At 54.4% G+C, this 21907-nt stretch carries 19 protein-coding genes and 1 tRNA gene; 11 read left to right on the top strand and 9 right to left on the bottom strand.

Going from position 1 to position 21907, the window contains the following annotated elements; genetic code table 11:
• Positions 1–87: 87 nt before the first annotated feature.
• Both P0X86_RS23365 and P0X86_RS23360 read right to left on the bottom strand, forming a co-directional pair.
• Positions 88–1476, bottom strand: coding sequence for an RsmB/NOP family class I SAM-dependent RNA methyltransferase (locus P0X86_RS23365; protein WP_277746599.1), 1389 nt, complete (start codon positions 1474–1476; stop codon positions 88–90).
• A 192-nt stretch (positions 1477–1668) separates the two neighbouring features.
• Positions 1669–2832 (bottom strand): GGDEF domain-containing protein, encoded by a 1164-nt coding sequence (locus P0X86_RS23360; RefSeq protein WP_277746598.1) that lies wholly within the window; start codon positions 2830–2832, stop codon positions 1669–1671.
• Positions 2833–2940: 108 nt separating this feature from the next.
• Between P0X86_RS23360 and P0X86_RS23355 the strand changes: the two genes are divergently transcribed.
• From P0X86_RS23355 to P0X86_RS23340, 4 genes are read left to right on the top strand one after another with little or no spacing between them, the layout of a single operon-like run.
• Positions 2941–4077, top strand: coding sequence for a glycosyltransferase family 4 protein (locus tag P0X86_RS23355; RefSeq protein ID WP_015736665.1), 1137 nt, complete (start codon positions 2941–2943; stop codon positions 4075–4077).
• Positions 4078–4086: 9 nt separating this feature from the next.
• Entirely contained in the window at positions 4087–5394 is a 1308-nt protein-coding gene (locus P0X86_RS23350) for a metallophosphoesterase family protein (protein WP_192571048.1), read from the top strand.
• Positions 5395–5405: 11 nt separating this feature from the next.
• On the top strand, positions 5406–8267 hold the full coding sequence (locus P0X86_RS23345; protein ID WP_277746597.1) for an AAA family ATPase: 2862 nt from the start codon (positions 5406–5408) through the stop codon (positions 8265–8267).
• 10 nt (positions 8268–8277) lie between these two features.
• On the top strand, positions 8278–8604 hold the full coding sequence (locus P0X86_RS23340; protein ID WP_277746596.1) for an ATP-binding protein: 327 nt from the start codon (positions 8278–8280) through the stop codon (positions 8602–8604).
• A gap of 48 nt (positions 8605–8652) precedes the next feature.
• Here the strand turns inward: P0X86_RS23340 and P0X86_RS23335 are convergent, their stop codons facing one another.
• On the bottom strand, positions 8653–9699 hold the full coding sequence (locus P0X86_RS23335) for a YkvI family membrane protein (RefSeq protein ID WP_277746595.1): 1047 nt from the start codon (positions 9697–9699) through the stop codon (positions 8653–8655).
• 251 nt (positions 9700–9950) lie between these two features.
• Between P0X86_RS23335 and P0X86_RS23330 the strand changes: the two genes are divergently transcribed.
• The 4 genes from P0X86_RS23330 to P0X86_RS23315 all read left to right on the top strand — a co-directional run bounded on the left by P0X86_RS23330 (position 9951) and on the right by P0X86_RS23315 (position 11797).
• The gene (locus P0X86_RS23330) at positions 9951–10520 is read left to right on the top strand and encodes a xanthine phosphoribosyltransferase (RefSeq protein WP_090909444.1); all 570 of its coding nucleotides are present in this window, start codon (positions 9951–9953) and stop codon (positions 10518–10520) included.
• A 211-nt stretch (positions 10521–10731) separates the two neighbouring features.
• Positions 10732–11061, top strand: a complete 330-nt coding sequence (locus tag P0X86_RS23325; RefSeq protein ID WP_009594840.1) for a hypothetical protein — start codon at positions 10732–10734, stop codon at positions 11059–11061.
• A gap of 118 nt (positions 11062–11179) precedes the next feature.
• Positions 11180–11398 carry a hypothetical protein gene (locus P0X86_RS23320; RefSeq protein WP_015736661.1) on the top strand — a complete coding sequence of 73 codons (219 nt, stop codon included), beginning with the start codon at positions 11180–11182 and terminating at the stop codon, positions 11396–11398.
• Positions 11399–11467: 69 nt separating this feature from the next.
• Positions 11468–11797 (top strand): carboxymuconolactone decarboxylase family protein, encoded by a 330-nt coding sequence (locus P0X86_RS23315; protein WP_009594838.1) that lies wholly within the window; start codon positions 11468–11470, stop codon positions 11795–11797.
• 82 nt (positions 11798–11879) lie between these two features.
• Here the strand turns inward: P0X86_RS23315 and P0X86_RS23310 are convergent, their stop codons facing one another.
• Positions 11880–12299: a YhjD family protein gene (locus P0X86_RS23310; protein ID WP_096776026.1), complete on the bottom strand. Its 420-nt coding sequence runs from the start codon at positions 12297–12299 to the stop codon at positions 11880–11882.
• A 178-nt stretch (positions 12300–12477) separates the two neighbouring features.
• Here P0X86_RS23310 and P0X86_RS23305 point away from each other — a divergent pair.
• Both P0X86_RS23305 and P0X86_RS23300 read left to right on the top strand, forming a co-directional pair.
• Positions 12478–12561: transfer RNA gene (locus P0X86_RS23305), tRNA-Leu, on the top strand.
• Positions 12562–12887: 326 nt separating this feature from the next.
• Positions 12888–13769, top strand: a complete 882-nt coding sequence (locus tag P0X86_RS23300) for a divergent polysaccharide deacetylase family protein (protein ID WP_096776025.1) — start codon at positions 12888–12890, stop codon at positions 13767–13769.
• A 173-nt stretch (positions 13770–13942) separates the two neighbouring features.
• Here P0X86_RS23300 and P0X86_RS23295 read toward each other — a convergent pair whose 3' ends face one another.
• Positions 13943–16183 carry a methyl-accepting chemotaxis protein gene (locus P0X86_RS23295; RefSeq protein ID WP_277746594.1) on the bottom strand — a complete coding sequence of 747 codons (2241 nt, stop codon included), beginning with the start codon at positions 16181–16183 and terminating at the stop codon, positions 13943–13945.
• Positions 16184–16388: 205 nt separating this feature from the next.
• Positions 16389–17192, bottom strand: coding sequence for an N-acetylmuramoyl-L-alanine amidase (locus P0X86_RS23290; RefSeq protein ID WP_277746593.1), 804 nt, complete (start codon positions 17190–17192; stop codon positions 16389–16391).
• A gap of 147 nt (positions 17193–17339) precedes the next feature.
• Between P0X86_RS23290 and P0X86_RS23285 the strand changes: the two genes are divergently transcribed.
• A complete protein-coding gene (locus P0X86_RS23285; RefSeq protein ID WP_036660256.1) occupies positions 17340–17531 on the top strand; it encodes a YqzE family protein in 192 nt (63 codons plus the stop codon).
• A gap of 298 nt (positions 17532–17829) precedes the next feature.
• Here the strand turns inward: P0X86_RS23285 and P0X86_RS23280 are convergent, their stop codons facing one another.
• The 3 genes from P0X86_RS23280 to P0X86_RS23270 all read right to left on the bottom strand — a co-directional run bounded on the left by P0X86_RS23280 (position 17830) and on the right by P0X86_RS23270 (position 21812).
• Positions 17830–18945 (bottom strand): hypothetical protein, encoded by a 1116-nt coding sequence (locus tag P0X86_RS23280; protein WP_277746592.1) that lies wholly within the window; start codon positions 18943–18945, stop codon positions 17830–17832.
• 145 nt (positions 18946–19090) lie between these two features.
• Entirely contained in the window at positions 19091–20053 is a 963-nt protein-coding gene (locus tag P0X86_RS23275; protein ID WP_213579364.1) for a YqhG family protein, read from the bottom strand.
• A gap of 1 nt (position 20054) precedes the next feature.
• The gene (locus P0X86_RS23270; protein WP_192571055.1) at positions 20055–21812 is read right to left on the bottom strand and encodes a DEAD/DEAH box helicase; all 1758 of its coding nucleotides are present in this window, start codon (positions 21810–21812) and stop codon (positions 20055–20057) included.
• Positions 21813–21907: the final 95 nt, after the last annotated feature.

Genomic DNA, 21907 nt, shown 5'->3' with positions numbered 1-21907 from the left:
TATCGTAGGCTGAATGTTATTTAAAATCGTATCCGCTGTAACGACAGTCTTTCTCTGTTCGCCACTTTTTGGGGAATTAGAAAGGGGCTACTTGGGATTGCGCAGCCCCTTGGGCAGGTGATTCTTGAGCTGGCCGCCGCTGGCTTTGCCCCAGCCGAGGGGGAGTCCGTCCGTAGTCACCAAAGTCCAGCCCCGATATTCGGAAGGAATGGAGATCACCTCTCCCCGCAAATAAGCAGCCGTTTCGGCAGAATCTGAAGGCAGGTCCCAGCTTCTGGCGGCTTGGCCTGAGTTCAAGGACATGGCGAGGGCGTGAGCCGGCTCGATCCGATTCTTCTTCAGGTGGGCCAGATGAAGGCCGGCGCGCGGCATCTTCAGCCCCTTCAGCTGCTTATCGTGCCAAGGGACGCTCTCGCTGACCGGCAGCCAATATAATTCTTCGCCGAACAATATCGGCGTGCCGCCGCCAAGCTCAAAGCCGGGGAGGTCCTGCTTCGCCCAGTCTTGAAAGTCGGCCAGGGCGGAAAGCGCAGGAGCCTGTTTGCCGCCCCGGTTTGATTTGGCCTGAGCCTTACCGCTGTTGGTAAAGGTCTCTTGATCGTCGCTGTAAGCCTCGGCAGCCGGCGTTTTGACCAAGATGGCAACAAAATGCCCCTCGCCCCGCTCCAAATGTGGCCATAAGCGCTTCATTTGCTGCAGTTCCAAATCGGGATACTGCGAGAGAATGCGCTCGATCATCTCCTCATTTTCCGCCGTGTTGAACGTACAGGTGGAATACGCCAACGTTCCGCCTGGCTTGAGCATCCGGTAAGCCTCCTGGACAATGTCCCACTGCCGCGCAACGCACAGATCCACGTGTTCAGGCGACCATTCTGCAATTGCAGCGGCATCCTTTCGAAACATGCCTTCACCGGAGCATGGCGCATCTAGCATGATCCGGTCAAAGCAGGCAACGAAACGGCTGGATAGCTGATCCGGTGCCGCACTCGTAACGACGGTATTCGTTATTCCCATACGTTCCACGTTCTCGGCCAGAATGCGCGCCCGTTCGGGGTGGATCTCGTTGGAGACGAGCAGTCCCCGGCCCATCATTTTCGAGGCGATATGGCTTGTCTTGCCGCCGGGAGCGGCCGCAAGATCCAGGATGGTCTCCCCGGGCTGAGGATTCAGCAGTTCCACCGCGGACATTGCCGAGGGCTCCTGAATATAATATAGTCCGGCGGCATGATAAGGGTGCTTTCCTGGACGAACGCTTTCATCATAATAGTATCCGGTATCACACCAGGACACCGGCGTCAGTTGGAAGTCCCGGATGAGTTTCTTGACGCTGTCTGCGTCATGAACCGCTTTCAGCCGGTTAAGACGCAGCCCATGAGTGCGGGGCGAATCGTAGCTGTCCCAAAAGTCACATGAGGCATCCCCAAGGATTTCGTTCATGCTGGTGACGAAACCGACAGGCAATAGTTCCTTTCCCATTCGTTAATAGCTCCTTCTTTAGAATAAGGTTCATGTTGCTGCGTTAAGGCAGTTAATCCCTGTTCAGAGCCCATTTCTTCTTTTGTCTCTAAGGAATCGGTCATTAGTTTATCACGTTGCCGCAGGGGGAGTAAAGAAATGTCAAGCAAAAAAAGACCGCCCCCTTCATATCGTGGGCAGTCTGCGCCAGTGTTATCCGGCGGATTCCGTTGGTTCGGTGGATGCGGTTTTGAGGGACCGGTAATCGGACACCTTGTTTTTGCCGGTCGTCTTGGAATGATACATGGCTTTGTCCGCCTGTTTCATCAGCTCATCGCCGCGAACGCCTTTGCGCAGCACGCTGTATCCGATACTGATGGTTACGATGCTCTCGCTCGCCACTCGGGCTCGGATCTTCTCGGCGACCTGCGCGGGTTTGGCTTTGCGGTCAACGACCAAGGCGACCAATTCCTCGCCGCCATACCGGCCCGTAATCCCGATGCCTTCAAGCTCTTCCTCCATAATGGCGGCGACCTGCTTCAGCACTTCATCGGCTCTGGCGTGTCCCTGGGTATCATTCAGCTTCTTGAAATTGTCGATGTCGCAGAAGATGGCGGATATCTTCAGCTCCTGCGCCGCGTAATGGTCCAAATGCTTCATAAAGTGCCTGCGGTTGTAAAGCCCGGTTAATCCGTCCGTAATGGCGGACCGGTAAATGGACTGCATCAGCTCCACGATGCGCCTAAACAGAATGAAGAACACGATGCTGTAAAAGAGCACAGGCAGCGCGAGCGCCAGTCCCTGAAGCGCAGGCGACAGGCTGCCGGAATAGGTATGTACCGCTTGCAGAATCGTCCAGATGACGTAAACGGCAAGCCCGAGCGCGTATTTGATCGGCTGTCCGATCCGCGGGGTTACTTGCGTGTAGGCCAGGTAGAGCGCAGCGAGCTGCAGCACGTCAAAATATATGCTTTGCCATATCCGGTCAAGGGTGTATGGAAGGAATGAGGGAAGCATGAATGGAAGCATAAGCAGTGCGGCCGACAACAAGGGAAGCAAATAATGCATGGTTTTGATTTTGCGGTACAGCATGACAACCGAGATGTTCAGCAGAACGAACGAAAAAAGCTGGATGAAACGCAGAACGTCCGACTCCGGTGAGAAAACAGGTTTTCCCGTCCATGCCGAATGGATGTTCAGGCCCTCGTATGTCATAATGAAGAAGAAAGCTGCCGCCATATATATGTAAGCATTCTTGCGTTGCTTGCTGTACATAAAGAGACACATGATCAGCATCATGAGAGCGATATAAGCTCCGCACACGGCAAATATGGTGGGTAGTGGAGAAGTGGACCAGTAGTTCAATTCATAGGACAAATCGATTCACTCCTGAATAGGGATAGGTTTCCTTTGCATGAAACATATGTTCTAATATATCATATCGAAAAAGAATCTGAAAAGAGATTTAGAGAAAGGGGGATCCCCATGAAACTTCTTCAGGCATTATTCTTCCCTCCTGAACAGCCGGGCGGCGTCTCGTCCATGATTCCATATTTGCAGGAGCGCTTTCATTCCTCCCGTTGGGAGATGGAAATGTTCTGGCTGCCTAAGCGGATCCGCAATAAAGGCCAGGAGGATCCGATATTCCACACGTTTGATTGGAGAGAGTTCGAAGGGAGCCCGATCGTGGCCAAATACCTTCAAACCTACCGGGATTATCTGTGGTGGACCCGTCTGCGCATTCAAAAGCCTTATGATCTTATCCATAGTCATCATCCGATCGCAGGCATGTCGATGAAAGCCGTATTTCCCGAGGTGCCGCTCATCCAAACCGTGCACTCCAGTTACGAGCGCGAGCTGATCCTCAACGGAAGAATCAAGGAGGGAGGGCTGGAACACCGGTTCCTGGTGTCTTTGTACAAGGAGCTGGAGCATATCAGCGACCGGCTGCTGACCGTGTCAAACTCCTTCAAGGCGTATATGTCTCCCTACGTGAACACGCCCGAATCGATCGGCGTCATCCATAACGGATTCGATGATAAGAGATTCAAGCCCGTTCCCCATGAAAATGCGGTGCCTCAGCTGATTACGGTATGCCGTTTGGTGCCTGCAAAAGGATTGGATATTCTGCTCCAGGCCTGCGCGGAACTAAAACGGAAGGGATATGATTACGTCCTTCATATTATCGGCGACGGACCTTCCCGCCAGGAGCTCGAGGAGATGGCCAAAACGCTGGGCATCTACCAGGAGACGATTTTTTACGGCTATACGCTGCATCCGGAGGAGTTCATGCCGTTCTTTGACATCTTTGTCCTGCCTTCGAGAGCAGAGGCGTTCGGATCGGTGTTCGCGGAAGCGGCGCTCAGCTGTCTCGCCTTGGTAGGGACCGACGTCGGCGGCATCGCCGAGCAGATTGAGGACGGGGTCAACGGTTTGCTTGTACCGCCTGAAGATCCGATGGCGCTCAGCGTGGCGCTCGAGAAGGTCATCAGCGATCCGCTCTATCGTTACGAGCTGGCCCGGACCGCTTCGGATAAGGCAAAGAACCAATACTCCTTGTCCAGATCCGTGAACGAACTGAAAAAAATGTATTTGAAATTTCAACCCCAGATAGAGAGTTAGGGATCGGTTATGGCTTCTTTTCGATTTATTCACGCTGCGGATTTGCATCTGGACAGTCCGTTTATCGGAATCAGCGGACTCGATGACGATCTGCGGTCTTTCGTTCAGGAATCGACCTTCCGTGCGCTGGAGCGGCTTGTGGAGCTCGCCATCGGGGAGCAGGTTGATTTTATCGTCATCAGCGGAGACGTCTACGACAGCTCCAACATTTCGCTGCGGGCCCAGCTTCGCTTCCTGGATTCCCTCAACCGCTTGGGGCGGGAAGGGATCGCGGTTTATGTGATCCACGGCAATCATGATCCGCTCGACAGCACGAAGCTGTCCATGACGCTTCCCTCCCATGTCCATGTGTTTGGAGCGGAGCCTGCAGCCGTAACGGCTGTTCGCCGTTCGGACCAACAAGAAGTGGCGGTCATCGCCGGCATGTCGTATCCGACCTCGAAGGTCACGGATAATATTGCGATCCGTTATCCCGCTCCATCACCGGGGCTCTATCATATCGGGCTTCTCCATGCGAACGTGGACGGAGATCCCCAGCACGAAACCTATGCTCCCTGTACGAAAAGGGAGCTGGTTCAGGCCGGATTCCACTACTGGGCGCTCGGGCATATCCACTCCCGCCGCACCCTGCAGGAATCTCCTTATATCGTGTACCCGGGCAATATCCAGGGACGCCATGTCCGGGAGACGGGCCCGAAGGGTTGTTACGTCGTCGATGTGGACGGCAGCTTTAACACGAAGCTCAGCTTCCATGAGCTCGATTCGATGCGATGGAACGTCGTTGAAGCGCCTATCGATGCTTGCCGGGACGTCGACGACTGGCGACGCTCCCTGGAGTCCATCCTCACCGATACAGCCAGAGCCAACGCGGATCGGCTAAGCATGATCCGCGTTCGGGTTACGGGACGAAGTCCGGTTCACCGTCAGCTAGAGGGCGGATACGTGCTGGACGAGCTGCTGACCGATCTGCGGAGAAGAGAGGCCGCAAAGGGCAAGACATGCGGCTATCGGGGCTGCGTCTGGATCGAGAGCTTCTCGCTTCAATCCGGGGATGCGATCGATACGGAGAGGCTGTTGGCGGAAGACAGCTTCACGGGGGACTTGCTTCGCCTTGTCCGGAAGGAGCAGGAACGAATTCATGATCCGGACGGGGTTGTTGCCAAGGGTTTGGAGCCTCTTATGGAACATGCGGAGATCCGCTCGTTGCTTGACGAGACGAGCCCGGAGGAAATGCTGGACTGGGTTCGCAGGGCGGAGGAGCTGACTTTAGGGTTATTGCTGCGCGACCGTTCGCGGGAGGAAGGTGCCGGAAGATGAGGCTGGAACGGATGAACATACAAGGATTCGGAGCCGTCCGGGACATGAGCATTTCCATCGATGCCCCCGTAACCGTGCTGTATGGGCCGAATGAAGCGGGGAAGAGCACGGTCCTGCATTTTATCAGCGCCATGCTCTACGGGTTTCCGGGCAAGGGCTCGCCGGCGGAACGCGGAGAGCCCTCCGGGGAAGGCGTTCACGGAGGCGAGCTGCGTTTTCTTGATAAGGAGGGGATACCTTGGGTGGTCCGGCGCTGTAACCGGTCCAGGGAAGGGAATGCCGCCTCCGGCAAGGGCGAACGTGTACATATTCATAAACAAGCGGATAATGGGGTCGTGATCGAGCTCGGGCAGCAGGAGCTGGAACAATACGCTTTGGGCGGCGTGTCCAGGGACATGTTTCGCCAGCTGTTTGCCATCTCGTTAAGCGAACTGCAGGAAATCCGCGGTCTGCACTCCGCCGAGATGAGCGGCTACCTGTTCCATGCCGGGATCGGCGGCGGAGCCAACATCCTGGAGGCCGAACGCAAGCTGTCCCAAGAAATGGACAAGCTGTATAAGCCTCGCGGGAAGGTACAGCAGACAGCCAAGCTGCTGCAGTCCATCGAGGATTTAAGAACCCGGGTTGCAGACAGCCGGGCTTACGTATCCCGCTATAACGAGGTCGTAAGCTCCATTCTGGAAATAGAGCGCCGTTTAAACTTGCTGGAGCAGGAACGTGCCAGGACCGGCGAGGATTTATCGCTGCTTCGCAAAGCGCTGGACATCCGTCCGGCTTGGCTGGAATGGCAAGAGGCCGGGGTTGAATTGAAGGATCTGATGGACAGCAGCCATTTCCCCCCGGATGGAATGCCCCGTTATGAGAAGATACTGGAGGAAGAGCGGGTCCTTCATGCCCAGTCCATCCGCGTAGAGCAGGCGATCGAGGATGCGGAGGATAAACTGGGGGCTCTACCCGTGAACGATTTCTTGGAACAATACGGCGAGCGGATTGAGGAGCTGTGGGCAAAACGAAGTCTACATGAAGCCGGGAACCGCGAGCTTGCCGAGCTTACGGCCGAATATAAAGCTCAGGAAAACCGGCTGGAGCAGCTGCTCCGGGATATCGATCCGGCATGGACCCGGCAAGAGCTGCTGTCGTTGCCGGTGTCCGCCTCAGACCGCGAGGAGGTACGGCGGATCGGTGCTGCCTTTGCCGGGTACGATCGCCGGATGGAGGCGCTGTTCATTGAACAGCGCGGGGCCCAGCGCTCGGCGGCTGCAGCCGAATCGACGCTGCGGGAAGCAAGGCGCCAGCTGCGCGAGGAGTCGGAGCGGGGCCAGGAGGCCTTTGCGATGATTAAGCCTGCTGCGCCGCAGGAGACGGCTGCGCTGTGGAATCAGCTGCAGCTGGAAATCGAGCGTTGGCGCGAGCGCAGACTGTCCGGTGCCGAGCCCGTGCCTGTTTCGACACGCCGGCCGGGGAGAGGACGACTCCCCCGGATGTATGCGGGGCTGCTATCGGGCATGGCGGTCATGACGCTGCTGCTTGCAGCCGTGTTGTTATGGACGGGAGCCGCGGAAGCCGCCGTGGTCTCGGGCATCGTGATGCTGCTTGGTATGGGATATATATACTGGAGCGCTCAACGCGGGCGCGAGATTCAGGAAGAAGCTTCGGAAGGCACTTCCATGCTGGACGGTCAGGGAACGGAACATGTGGACCATCTATACTCCAGTCTGGTCTCAGCTCCCTATGCCGCGGCAACAGGGAGCACGATTCCGGGCAGCCGAAGGGATCGAAACGCTGTTTTGACTCGTGACCCCCTCATGGTGGAGGCGAGAATGCGCGAGCTTCGGTCCGTGATGGAGGGCTGGCAAGCCTGGCGGCAGCGGCTCGATCGATTGACGTCTGATTGTGCGGCGGCTGAGGAGAAGTCTGCCCTGCAGGCGGCTGAATTAAAAACGATCCATAGCGCCATCGAGCAGGAAGAGAAGCGGTATTTGGAGCTGGAACGGCAGTGGGAGTCCTGGCTGATGTCCCGGTCACTCCCGCAGAGTCTGTCGCCTGACGTGATGCTGGATGTATTCGTGAAGGTTGAGCAGGGACAGGAGCTGATCCGCCAGCAAAAATCGATTGGTCTGAAGATGGATGTCCTGTTAAGAGAGGCCGAGGATTATATCGTCCAATGCCATGAGATCATTGCGGCGGATCCCGAAGCCGACCCTGACGGCAACCGAAATCCGGGCGTTGCTGAGCTTAGCGGCATCCATTCCCGTTGGAAGGCGTACCAAGAGGATTCAAGGCAGCGTAAAGTCCTATCCGAGCGCATCCAGGAGCTGCGCAAAGAGGCGGCTGCGATGGAAGAGGAGCGGGAAGGGCTGCAGCAGCGCAAAGCGGCATTACTCGCCACGTCCCGATCGGCGGACGAGGAAACCTTTCTTCGCATGGGAGCCGCCGCCAAGCGCAGGGAGGAGCTTGTCCGCACGATCCGCCATCATGAAATTACCATGTTCAGCGGATGGGATGAAACGGGCCGCAGGCGGCTGGTGCAACTGCTTGAGCTCACCGACGCTGCCGAGCTCGAAGCTCAGTGCGTCGAGAAGGAGGAGGCCGCATCGGCCGCGCACAGCCTAAGGGACGAGCTGCAGGAACGGCGCGGGCGGCTGCTTCAGGAGAGGGAGTCGCTGGAATCGGCTGGCAATCAGGATTATGCCCTGCAGCAGCTGGAGGAGCACCGATCCGCCCTGCGGGAAATCGTGTCCCAATATGCGGTGCGTTCGATGGCCTCCGAGTTTATCAAACGCACGAGGCGTTTGTACGAGGAAGAAAAAGCAGCCGCAGGTGCTGCAGCTGGCTTCCCGGTTCTTCTCGATGCTGACCGGCGGTGCGTATAGCAGGGTTGTGATGCGCTTGGGAGACCAGAGCCTGCTGGCCGAGCGCCCGACGGGCGAGCTGGTGGAGAGCAGCCGATTGAGCCGGGGAACGGCGGAGCAGCTATATTTGGCCATGCGGCTCGGGTTGATCCAATCGATGCCGCATGCGGCGGGCCTGCCGCTGCTGCTTGATGATCTGTTCGTTAATTTTGACGGCGATCGGCTGCGGCATGCGCTCGGGGCTATCCTGGAGCTGTCCCGTAACCGGCAGGTTGTCATGATGACGTGTCATCGACATGTCGCCGAGCAGACGATGGAACTCATGCCGGATGCACGGCTCATCCCGATGCAGCCATAAGACAGGGCTCCCCAAAGGCAGGCGTTACGCACCTTTGGGAGAGCCCTTTTATTTACCCCTGATTTCAGGTGTTCCGAATAAAGTCAGCCGGAGCACCCAGAGCAGGCACAATCCCCCGAACATCGGATAGAGCAGAGAAAGCAGGGAGCTGAAGCCGAACTGGCTGAAGAAATAACAGAACACCATGATGCCAAGGGTGATCACTCTCGGGGAGAGCGAGGTTCGCTGCTGAACCTGCAGGGTGATGCCGTAAATATTGGCAACGAAGGTGCTGAAAATTTCTAGGAAGATGAGGATGAGATAGATGATCTGTACAAACCAGCCCAGCTGGTTGGCGATGCTGCCCATCGGAATCTCGTATTGGCTAATGCCGGGCATATGGGCGGACATCGCAAAATGCGCCGCCATCAGCATAAACCCTACGCCCGTCCCTCCAATGATGCCTCCCCAGGTTACGGTTCGCACGCTTTCGGTCTGGCTGCCGAGCGGGACCAGCACCGGCATCGCCATCACCAGGTTAAAGGCGGTGTAGAGCAGCGGCGCAAGCCAAACCGAAGGCAGGCTGTGGTCGGTGGTCAAGGTTAAAAAACGGGTAGCGCCCGGGGACTGAAGCGTTTGAGAGATCACCGCCACCGATAAGGTCAGCATCATGGGCACGACGAGACTGTTCATCGTCATGATGGACTGGATGCCTTTTCTGAGAATAAAATAAGTCCCGATCATCGTGACAAACAATCCGGTTTGATAACTCAAATTCAGATGCTCCACAAACACGGAACCGGCACCGGCAAGCATGATGCTGTTCACCCCGAGCAGAATGACAAACATGAAGAGGCTGATCCAGACGCCGGCTTTCTCGCCAAACAGGAATTTGTTCAAATCCTCAAAGGATTTGGCTCCGATCCGCCTCGATATCGTCATGATTTTCGTGCCGAGCCAGATGAACAATCCCGTCGTAAGCACAATGGTCAGTGTAGCCCAGTGGCCGTACTGGGTAAAGAATTGAAGGATTTCCCGGCCGGTAGCAAAGCCAGCGCCAACGACGGTTCCGATATATGTAAAGGCGATCTGTAAAACACGCATAAAATTACGCAAGCCTCGCGTCCCCCTTGAAAGTTAATATCTGCATAGTACAAGGTATGCTTGGCTGAGCCGGGACATGACTTCTACCTGTCCAAGGCCTTCGACTGGAGGGGATTTGGACGCATAGCGCCAAGCAAGCGGAAAGCTATGTCAGGAATTATGACGGGAACTAGCAAGTTAAATGACGGAGCATCCGTTTGTACTTGCCGTACAGGGAGGAATATGTTACTTTTACGACAAAGGAATCATGGGAGGTCTTTGGGATGGATTGGTTAAAGGAGCGGATTGTTAAAGAAGGCGTCGTGTTGTCGGATCAGGTGCTGAAGCTGGATGCCCTGCTGACGCATCAGGTTGATCCGGCATTGATTATGGACATGGGCCGGGAATTTGCGGCGAGATTTAAAGAGAGCGGCGTGACCAAGGTCGTTACGCTGGAATCCTCCGGCATATCGGTTGCCTTTGCCGCAGCGCTTGAATTGGGAGTCCCCATGGTATTCGCCCGGCGCAAAAAAACGCTGCTCGCCGATCCAGACGCCTTGTGCGAGCGGGTGCCGTCTTTCACCAAAGGCATTGTCACGGATATCATGGTGTCGCGCCAGTTTATCGGCGAGGGCGATAAAGTGCTCTTCATCGATGACATTATTGCAAACGGAGACGCCGCGAGAGGGCTGATCAAAATCATTGATCGGGCCGGGGCGGAATTAATCGGGCTTGGCGTCGTGATCGAAAAGAGTTTCCAAGCCGGGGCGAGAACGCTGCGCGAACAGCATGTTCACGTGGAATCGCTTGTCACCATATCGTCGCTTGAGGATGGGAAGATTTCGTTCAGCTAAAACTTAGGGTTTCCTTAGGCTTGTCTTCGACCGATTGTCACGGGCCGGGTCTTAGGTCATGAACGGTTGTACCCTAGTCTAAACGAATAGAAAAAATGGTAATTTGAAGTGAATGATAATGGGATTTCCGCCTAAAATCTCAACTAAATCTTTTCGCCTCCGTGATTTTCGCTTATAATAAAGAGGTAGGCAAGAGAGAGGAGGCAGCAACATGGGGAAACAACCTGTAACCGAGCCGTTTTTGATTGAGAAGCTGAATGAAGCGAAGGTACATTTTGAACGTGCTTTGGATTGTAAACATACGGAGTTTGATGATCTATATCCCTATATGATTGAACATCCTCAGTTCTTCTGGTACAAACGCTATGTTGCCTGGTCAGAACTGCTGACGATTGCCGGATTGTGCGAGGAGGTTTCCTTCGAATGGAAGGAACAGTTTACGCCTCAGCAGGTCGAATATATCGAGAAGCGCGTCATGTCTTCCACCGTGCTGGATTATTGGTACGAGAAGAATGACAGCATCGAGCCGGCTCAGCGTTAATGGGTATATAGAACATCTCTTAATCGGGATGTTTGTCGATATCGCAACGCATTCAAAAGACCTAAATGATTTCATTTAGGTCTTTTTTTGCACAGTAAGTGATGAAGGAGGCATGGCGATGATCAGCGATGAAAGACTCGATGAGCTGCGGATCTCCGGCGAACTGGTCCGGGTTGTGCGGGATGGGCTGGAGACCAATGACATTATAGGGTTCGTCGTAGCCTGGGACCCGGAGCAGGTTATCATCCGCCGCAGAAACCGGCGGGTCGTTAAACTGGATCGGCGCTACAGCTACCAGCTCAAAAAAGAGCCAAGAGTCAGCCCGGTCGAAGAATAAGCATAGATCTCGAATTCGTCGGACAACTTAACCTCGGAACTATTTTTTTGGGAAGAGGTGCTTTTGGTTATGGAAATGTCCAATGACAAGGTCTCGGCATACAAGAATGAAATTCAGAATTTGAAGCAGAGCATGCCGGACATGGCAGAAGCGTATCATCAGTTCACCGGCGTTTGCTTTCAGGATGGCGAGCTGGATGCGAGAACGAAGCAGCTGATCGCGCTTGGGATCGGATTGTTTGCCAACAATGAGCTGTGTACCTTCTACCATATGGAGGAAGCCCGTGCCAAGGGAGCCTCGGATGCTCAGATCATGGAGGCCGTAGCCGTGGCGTCTGCCGCCAGCGCGGGACATGCTCTCTCGCAGGGACTGACCCGCGTGCAGCATAACCTTCATTGATCCGTGATACAAAATAACCGTCTCTCCGCAGCGCTAATACAGCCGGGGAGGCGGTTATTCTTTCGTTTAAGGAACGGCGATGTTAGCGCGCGAAAGCAGCGGCAGGAGGATGGGCTTGCTCGGAGGAATCGCTCTCAGGCGGAACCAGTCCGAGATACGCTCGCATGCGATCCATCATCTCCTCACGGAAGGATGGCCATAGAATGTTCATCGACCCAATGTACCCCCGGCAAGCATATCGTGCCTGAATCCCGTCCTTGCTTTGCCCGATGTCATATACCTTGATCGCCCGCTTGGTGAATTCCTGCTTCACCTCGCGAAGAAGCACTGCAGCACGTTTGGCGCCGTTTCCTACAACCTCTACGTACAATTGAGGGGTTTTGAATACCCCGCTCTCCTGAATGATCCGGCAATCCCGTTCAAACACTTTATGAATGAACATCAGCAGCAGGTAACTCTTGATCAACGCCCGTTCTTCCGTTGTAACAGCCTGAATGGCCATCAACATCACCGCCTTTATATAGAAAATGGATATTGAATGAGAACTTATGTTCCTATTTTAACCGAAAACAAGGTTTTTAATCAAGTTCAAAAAAAGTGTTGACTCGATTTATTTAGCGTGATATTATATATCTTGTCGCCGCTGATAAGAGCTTGGCTCGAAGGTGGTCAACATACATGCGGTCGTGGCGGAATTGGCAGACGCGCACGGTTCAGGTCCGTGTGGGCTTACCCCCGTGGAGGTTCGAGTCCTCTCGACCGCATCTAATGAGAAAGCTCGTAAACTGTTCTTGCAGTTTACGAGCTTTTTTGCTTTGGAATTCTATGGGACTGTTCGATGCAATCGATAGCCAATGCGGCAGAGGCCGAAATTACCGCTGACCTCTGCGGCACGAAACGAATAGGAGAGCCAACGATCTTACGGTGGCCGGCAATCTTCTGCAGTCCGTCGGAAATGCGCTGCAGGTGATTGCGGAAGCGGAGGATTACTGATTAACATTTATGCCTGTAATTACATATTTGAGTAGCTTTTCTCAAACAATACGGTTAGGTAAGGCTATCATGACGATGAGTGGAAAGGGGCGTAACAATGCGGAAAAGATATAGAAAATCGATTATCTTGCTGTGTTTGGTATGGGGGATCTCGAACGGAGCACAGATCGGATACGGGGCGGGGGTGGTCAATGCTCCTGATTCGTTCAACCATGATACTCGAAAAATGCACGAAGAATCCGATCACAGCAGATCCGGCCAGGAAAAGAAGCCGAATAAGCTGGCCGTCATTATCGATGATTTTGGCAATGATCAGAAAGGGACCGAGGAAATGCTTAATCTGCCTGTCAAAATCACGGTGGCCGTGATGCCGTTTTTGCCGACGAGCAAGAAAGATGCCGAGGCCGCGCACCAGCAAGGGCATGACGTCATTATTCATATGCCCATGGAGCCTAAGCAGGGCCGGTCTTCCTGGCTTGGACCGGGTGCTATCTTAAGTTCGCTCACCGATGAGGAAATTCGTAAACGCATGGAGGAGGCAATCGATTCGGTTCCTTATGCCGTTGGGATTAATAATCACATGGGCTCCAAGGTTACCGGGGATGAACGGGTCATGTCCATCGTGCTCGACGTTTGTAGGGAGAGAGGGCTGTTTTTCATCGACAGCAAAACGAATTACTACAGCGTAGTCGGCAAACTGGCAGCGAAGAAGGGAATGCCGTCCATCGCCAACGATATCTTCCTGGATGACGTTCATACCGTTCAGCATGTGAGCAAGCAGCTGCAGACCGCGGCGCAGCATGCGGAAGAGAGAACTTCCTGCATTGCAATCGGCCATGTTGGCGTATATGGAATCCGGACGGCAGAGGCGCTGAAAGGCACGATCCCGGAACTGCAAAAAAAGGTGGAGTTCGTCGGGATCAGCGATCTCGTCAGGGAGCACTCAAGCTGGCGGCCTGATCCGCTGCGCTCGTATTAGATCTTCCTTGAGCCCCGAAACAGGTCCGGAATCGAGTGACGAGACCGATGGAATGTCCAAACGTTAAATATCAGCCGAGACCGGGTATGAATATAAAACGAACGGCCTTCCGCGCAAGAGTCCCGGTGATTCCGAGTTTCATGCTTGGAAGGCTGTTTATATGTTGCGCTATATTATCGGATGCGGGCATCGGTGAGTTTGAATTGACCTACCAGCTGCTGCATCGATTTCGCTATGGCTTCGACATTGCCTGAGGTGTACCTTACGCTTTCGATTTCCTGCGACAGCTCCTGCACTTTGCTCTCCACATCCTTGGAAATCTTTCGGTTCTCCTTGCTGACCGAAGCGATTTTCTCCATCAGCTGAACCACTTCATCTACGGCCTGGTGCTTGCGCAGATCGTCTTCGGCTGCGGCGGCAAGCAGCTCGGAAGCCGCGGAAACCAGCAGGTTTCCTTCTTCCACGACCCGGGTCCCTTCCTTCATCGAGAGCACGGCGTGCTGGGCGTCCTGATAGATATGGCCGATAATCCGGTGGACCTCTTCCGTGGACTGTCTGGTCAGTTCGGACAGCTTGCGGATTTCGGTTGCAACGACGGCAAAACCTTGTCCGTGTTCTCCGACCCGTGCCGCTTCAATGGAAGCATTCAGGGCCAGCAAATGGGTTTGGGAGGATATTTGTTCGATCGCGTGCAGTACGCCTGTAACTTCCTGAACGGTTCCCATGAACGTGCGGATGGTCTGATTGGTTTCCTCGACTTTCGCAGAAATATGAGACATCTTGTCTCCGATCCGGACGACTTCATTCTTGGCCACATCAATCTGCTCATTTGCTTGCCGTTCCAGCTGGCGGAGCGTCTCCCGCATCCGTTCCGCGCTGTCCTTCACGGCATCGATATCCTGCAGCTGGCTGCGCATGCTGCGGATCATCTCGCTAATGTTGCTGCTGACACGCCGTGCGGAAGTAACGGTGACGGCGGTGGTGTCGTTCATTACCTGTTGGCTGGAGGAAACGTCGCCTGCCGTCAACTTCACCTGCATCATGATGCTTTCCAGCGAATCGATCATATTGTTGATCCATTTGGCTAATTCGCGCGTTTCATCCTGATCGAATTGGCGAGGGTCCAGCCGCTGCGTCAGATCTCCGCTGCCCTCGGCATTCATGCGGATGAAGCGGTTGAGGCTGCGAAGACGATCCGCGATTCGCCCGATTTCTTTACGGCCGACCAGGGAAGAGGTGAAAAAGCCGGTGACCAAGCAAGCTAACCCTCCCGCCGTGGCTGCGAATGCCGGGGATAAATAAACAGCCGTAATAAAAACAAAGACAGCCGTCAGGAGGCTCGAGATAAGGGTAAACAAGCCATGGAGTTTGGCATGTCTGAAGCGGATGCCGCGAATGCGGTAAACCTCTTCGAGGTCCCCTTCGCACATCATCCCCCAAACATCCGGACAATGGGGCAGGCGGAACGTCACGCCTTTGCCGATTACCGGGATGTGGCGGTAATCGGAATAGCCCGGAAAGGACACGAACAGATTGCTTCCGTTCGCGATGGTGTTGGCTACGCCTGGATGAAGCTGACCCGTTGCCGGGTCGGTGAACATCAGCTCCAGCTCCGTATGTTCCTGAACCGACACGGTCCCCCAGTCGGTCGTGACGCCGTCCTTCAGGTTCTCCCCGTGTGTGAAGGTCCGGTCTTCAAAGCGGCTTCTGGAAAGGGCCGTGCCCGGAGCAATATGGCGATTCATCTCGGGCTTGGCCATGAATATATAGTTGTCGCCGGAATCGGGATAGACGTGGCCGGATTCCCGCTGAATTAAATCCCCGATCACGTCGTTTGGCACCCGGCCGCAGAGGATGCCGGCGAACGTATCGTCGACGTAAACGGCATTCATGAACAGCAGCGTCATTTTGTCGTGAAAAGCAGAGGAGCGGGGACCGATAGTGAACGTGACGGAATCCGCATACGGCCCGAAGAGCAATTTGCCGGTATCCGAGCCGGCGAGATGAATGATTGCCTGTCCCAATGGACTGCTCTTGCTGTAGCTGGTTCCAACGTGCGGAGCGTATGTAGAGTACGTGACCTCACCCGAAGGGTTCAGCAAGAATAATTCCGTGAAATCGGCAGCGCGCGAGTACAAAGCGGAGAAGAGCTGCTCCTGGCTCAATGGGGCACTAGTAGAGAAGAGATGAGAATGCTCGCCGCCGACTGATGAACCATGGGGCTTGTCCTTGTCCAGCTGCTCCTTCAGTCGATCCAGATGTCCCCAATATTCATGGCTCCAGGAGAACAGCAGCTCTTTGCGCGTCTCGGCAATGCCTTCGAATATGTCTTCGATGTCTTCCTTCAATTTACGATTCAGACGCCATGAAATCCAAAGCGGAAGTCCTTGGCGATACCCAAGCCAGTCAAACATAACGATCTCCCCCAATTCCCATTTGATTCATCCATCTTTATATATGTTAGATATACTACCATAATTTTCGGAAAAATTGACTAAAAATTTTGAAAAAAATGATGCTTTTTTCATATTGATGTTAGTTTTTATGACGTAAAAATGGGTTCGAAGGCCTGGAATCAGGATTCTATAGGCCAGGCGCCCAACAAAAAACAGCTCCTATTTAAAGAGCTGTTAAATAACTGATAATCCCGTCAGCAATGGCTTCGGCAATCATCATTTGGCCGTTACGGCTAGTCAATAATTTCCGGTCCTCGATATTGCTGAGGAAGCCGGTTTCCACGATGACGGCAGGTACTTGGGTTTGATTAAGCAGATAATAAGGCTTGCCTACCATGATGCCATTGTTGCTGCGATATACCAAATTCAATTGTTCCTGAATGGTTTCCGCGAGCAAGGTGCTTCGGCCCTCGGATTGATGCAGTACGATGCCGCCGCGCTTGGACGCATTTTTTCCCCAATTCACGTGAACGCTGACTACCAGCTTGGTCGGGATTTCGCTGCTGAGCTGCTTGCGCTGCGACAGATCGCGGCGATGCCTGGAGGAGCTTCGATGCCAGCGGTTATCGTCGCTTAGCTCGTAATCGGCGTCGCGATTCAGCACGGCATGATAGCCTTCCTTGCGCAGCAGCATGAACAGTCTGCGTGAAATGGCCAGATTGATATCTTTTTCGAGAATGTCTCCATGCGACGTTCCGCCGTCGATTCCGCCATGGCCCACATCGATCAGCACGACATCATGTGCAAATGGGTGGAGGTGTTTAAGCTGTGATTGGTCGATTTCCCGTCCTGAGGAATGGGTTGATTCCGGCGTTTCGAACATAAGCTGGGCTGCCGGCATCACTTTCGGATGAACGGCATGTGCTGGAAGCATCAGGGCCTGCTTCTTTACTGGGCTTGCTTCCGTGACAGAACCGGGGAGTACCAGCGTCAAGAGAAGCAAACATACTCCTGCTGACTTAATCATGATGGATTCCTTCTTTCACGTAAAATTTCGGCTTTATTAGAATGTGCATTAGGCAGAAAAATCATGCCGTTAAACAGGAGTCTAGAATCGGTCGGAATGGAGCACACTGATACTGGGAAGCGGATAAACCATAAGGAGTTGATTCGTATGGCAAGCGGAGATGAATTGATCAAATATATTACCGAACGCGTGGTTAACTATATAGATACGCCTAAGGAAGTTCGGCGCAGGGCGAAGGTGAAGGAATCCTGGACCACAAGGTGGTTCGGCATGATTCCGTTCTCCATGTCGCTGTGGAAAGACGACGTATCCTCCAAGCGCAAAAAAAGGCAAAAGTAAAGCTGCTGCTGTTCATTTGCTGTATGTTCCTTAACGAAATCAGCTATTGTACAGCGTGCGCACGGCACCCTGTGCAGCCAGATGCCAGACTTGGGGCATGTTTTTGCATTGTATTGGCTGGCAGCCTAAGCTTGGAAGTACGGAAGTACGCACTGAAAAAAACAGGTGAAACGATGAAGGACGCGAGCCCTGATCAGGGCCGCGTCCTTTTGTCCGTCTGGGATGCTGAAGGCATGAGGGCTTATGGTTGGTTCGCATGAATGACGGACTTGTTAGCCCGCTTACTTGTACTTTCGCGTCATTTGGGTTGAGCATAGAACTGGCCTTGTCCGATCAAGCGGGATGCCGGCAGGAAGCGGAAGGTATCTGTGTTCCGCAATGGAACCGACACATAGAGCGCTGCCGAATGCTTCTGAATCCCTGTCGACCAGCGGTGCCACCCGTTTAAGGTAAAAGGGGCTCCGAAAGCGGCGTTGCTATTTTTGGACTTGAATATCAGGCTGGAGTGCTCCTGCAGCAATTTACGCAGATCGGCACTGCTTCGGGCCGTCAGATTGCTTGAGGTCAGCCACAGCAGATTATCGTAAGGATCCCGGGCATCGCCGGCTGCAATGGTTGGCGCTCCGGCAATCCAGCGAGCGGATGAAGTTACCAATCCCTTGCTTGCCGCCGGCATCGAAGCCGATGCCGGCTTGACCGCCGTCGTTGTCTGCCTGAGTTCTTCCGGAAGGACTTCGCTATTCAGTGCACTGATATAAACCGGCTTCTTGCCGGGAAGCTGAACCTGCCAGACAGGGGATACGTCATACAGCTTGCGCACGCTGCTTCCCTTCGGCAAAGATCCGCCGGCCTTCAGAAATCCCTCGGCCGCAAGCCGTTCATTCAGCGGTGCTTGACTGTAGGGAAGGGTGGAGCCGATCCCGTATTCGCTCAAGATATATCCACCGTCTTCTCCTGCGCTGATAATCATGTAGCCCTGAGGCAGTCCCTGATCGGAAATCGTGACCAGCCAGCCGTGGGTGCCCGGACCAAGTGGGGTGAATTCCAGCTCTGCTCCGTCCCAGGCAGTAAATGGCGCATGCACCGATAGTTGATCCACGGTCTGTTCTGCAAAGTCTACCAAACTTTCCGGTACTTGAGCCCGGGCGCTGCTGTAGGCGAGGCTGGATGCAGACTGGACTGCAAGCAGAGCGTCTGCCGCACGGACGGCGCTCGCAGGATTGGGGGTGTCTGCTTCACGAGCCGCAGCCATGCCTGCCTGCGGGTGGGTCGTGCTGAACCACAGGAGTGCCGTTACGATGACGGAGGCAGACCACCTTCGATATTGGATAAAGCGTTTGTTGTCGATTGATTTAGGTTTGCGCTTGTTGTCCTTGTCATCCTGGTAATGGGGTTCCATGTTCCACAGCTTCAAATCGCTAACCGCCTTTCCTTGGCCCTTACGCGCCATGGATGTGATGGAATCATCATATCGGACAAGCTCTGCAAAGGCTGTTGCAAGCTGTCGCGGCAGGGGAAGGGAGAATGGTTCTTTTTTTGCCTGCTTTTGTAGAGAGGCGTCATGAAGACGCGCCCACGGGCGAACACAGATGAAACAGACCGCAGGTTATGGCGGACAGGCTCACTTTCGGCTCGTACTGCCACTGCATTTCCGACCGGCGGTTCTTGTACTGCTCCTCGATTTGCGCCTTTTTCTCTTCGTCCTGCTCTTTGAGCAAATCCTCGTAGTAGCCGTCGATGACCATCAGCTCGTCTTCGAGGCGTTCCTTAGCTTTCGCCGCCCAATCGTAATCCAGCTTGCTCAGTTTGTTGATCAGATGATTCTCCAGGGCAGCTACGGCCTGCTCAAGGGTGAGAGCCGCCGGTCTGACGTGAACGCTCTCGGGCAGGCGTGGAGTCAATTCGCGCCCATGCAGAATGGCGGGGAAGTCTTCGGTAATCGCGCGGCTGGACAGCGAGATTCCGAGAAAAAACAATTCCTCGCGCTTCAGATCGCAGCTGAACTCCACCTTGAAGCAGACGCCCAGCCACTGCTCATAAGGCGTGGAACGGCCCCTGGGACGCGGTTCGGCATCCCGCTGCTGGAACAGATATACGCATTTGCCCTCTTCGCGGGAGGCATTCCAAATCTGGGCGAGCCGGCTGCTGCCGTAGCCGATATTCTCCCGCTGAATCCGGCCTGGCCCCAAGATCGGCAGCACCGGGGCGTTCCCGTAATAGCGCGCCAGCAGCGGATCCTGCGCAGGTGCGTTGAGCTGGGTTTTGGCTTTGGCTTCTTCCGCCTTGGCGAGCCGTTCGTCGTATTTTTCCGGATCAAACACGAAGTTGAACGACAGCGTTTCGGCGGGAGCCCCGGTACGTTCCACGAACCCCCAGTAATAGGGGCGGTTGGTGAGCATTTTGTCGGCCTGCGGCGACAGTTTCACGGTGACATGCTCGGGCGATTTTTCGATGACGGTGCATTCGGTGGCTTCCAAATAGGCCATGAAGTGCTGCTGCACCTCCTGCGGCGTCATGGTCATATTAGGCTTCTTCCTCTCTGAGAGTTTCTTCGGCCGTGCTTTCCAGCTCGACGTCCTGCTTGATATGGTGAATCGAGTCGCCCAATGTGCTGATGCGCTGGCGGATTTCATCATCATTGCCGGACTCCAGCATGATTTTGTACAGGCTCTTCTCGATCGATTCCTTCTTCTCGAAGCGCTCCAGGATAACGTCAAGCCCGCCGATGACCATCTCGAACATGTTGATCTTCTCGTGCAGCAGGTTCAGGATATGCTCCTCGATGGTTCCCGAAGTCGACAGGTTGTAGATCTTCACGTCATTGGTCTGGCCTAGACGGTGCACGCGTCCGATCCGCTGCTCGACCCGCATCGGATTCCAGGGCAGGTCAAAATTGATCATATGGTGGCAGAATTGCAGGTTGATGCCTTCGCCGCCGGCTTCCGTCGCGATCATGACCTGCGCCTTGCCGCGGAAAAGGTCCATCATCCAGTCCTTCTTGCCGCGGTTCATGCCGCCCCGGTATGGGACGGAGACCAGCCCGTGATCGCGGAAATAATTGAGCAAGTATTCCTGCGTGGCCCGATATTCCGTGAACACGATGACCTTCTCGTTCATTTGCTGAATGAGCTCGATGGCTTTTTCCGCCTTGGTGTTTGCTTTGATGGCCTTGATGAGATAGACCAGCTCCCAAATTTTATCGCGCAGCGGAGAGTCCTCCGGCAGCTTCTTGGACAGATTAACAAGGGTCACGAAGACGGCATCCCGGCTGCTGCATACTTCCCGCTGCAGGGTGACGAGCGACAGCATACTGCTTAAATTTCCCCCAGCTGCCTGATACTGATCTTTGACGAAGGACGTAACGCCGTCGTATAATGACTGTTCTTCAGGCGAAAGGCTGAGTCCCACGTTGCGGACGGACCGCTTCGTGAACTTCACTTCGCCTTCGCCCCGACGGTTGCGGATCATGACCTTGGACAGCTCATCCTTGAGCTGGTCTTGGTTCTTCGGTCTTCGTTTATCCACGACAAAATTTGCGGCAAACTGTCCCTGGCCGCCAAGCTGGCCCGGTTTCAGCAGCGTGATGAGATTGAAGAGCTCGCTGAGGTCGTTCTGCACCGGCGTGGCGGTGAGCAGGAGACAGTATTTTTTGCGCAGCTTTTGGATGAATTGATAATTGGATGTTTTCTTGTTCTTGAGCTTGTGGGCTTCATCGATGATGAGCATGTCGTATTCCTGGTTCAGCAAAATCTCCTGATGCGGATCGCGCTTGGCCGTATCCATGGAGGCGACAACGATGTCATTGCCCCAGGAGTACGCTTTTTTCTGCGCGACCGCGGGAATGCCGAACTTGGAGTTCAGCTCGCGGACCCATTGGAGAACCAGGGAAGCAGGTACGAGAATCAGCACTTTGGATACCAGTCCGCGCACGATGTATTCTTTTAAAATAAGACCGGCTTCAATCGTCTTGCCAAGTCCCACCTCATCCGCCAAAATGGCTCTGCCCGACATCTCGAACAAAACGCGTCTTGCGGTATCGGTCTGATGGGGGAGCGGGGATAAACCGCCAAGGTGCTTGAGGCACTGCAGTTCTTCAAAGCTTGTAACAAGGCGCGATTTCTCGCCCTCAACGGCAAGCTGGGCCAGACGATAGTCACCCCAAGGGCCTCCTTTGTCCAGTCGGCCAGAGAGATCGTCAAACCAAGAACGGTCGATCTGCAATGGAACGGGAAGGCGCGGGTCGAAAATCATGCCTGAGTCGGCAGATGGCTGTTGGTTCATGTCGATCTCCTCCTGTGATGAAAGATTCCGGGCCAACGGTGTATATGTAGTATGGACGAAAAAAGAAGTCTTCATAACCTTGCACGGATTCGGGA

Origin of the sequence: Paenibacillus sp. BR1-192 (genome assembly GCF_029542445.1) — a bacterium.
Classification (GTDB): Bacteria; Bacillota; Bacilli; order Paenibacillales; family Paenibacillaceae; genus Paenibacillus_AQ; species Paenibacillus_AQ lautus_A.
The sequence above is the reverse complement of the archived record's forward strand: the minus strand, read 5'-3'. Positions and strand labels throughout refer to the sequence as shown.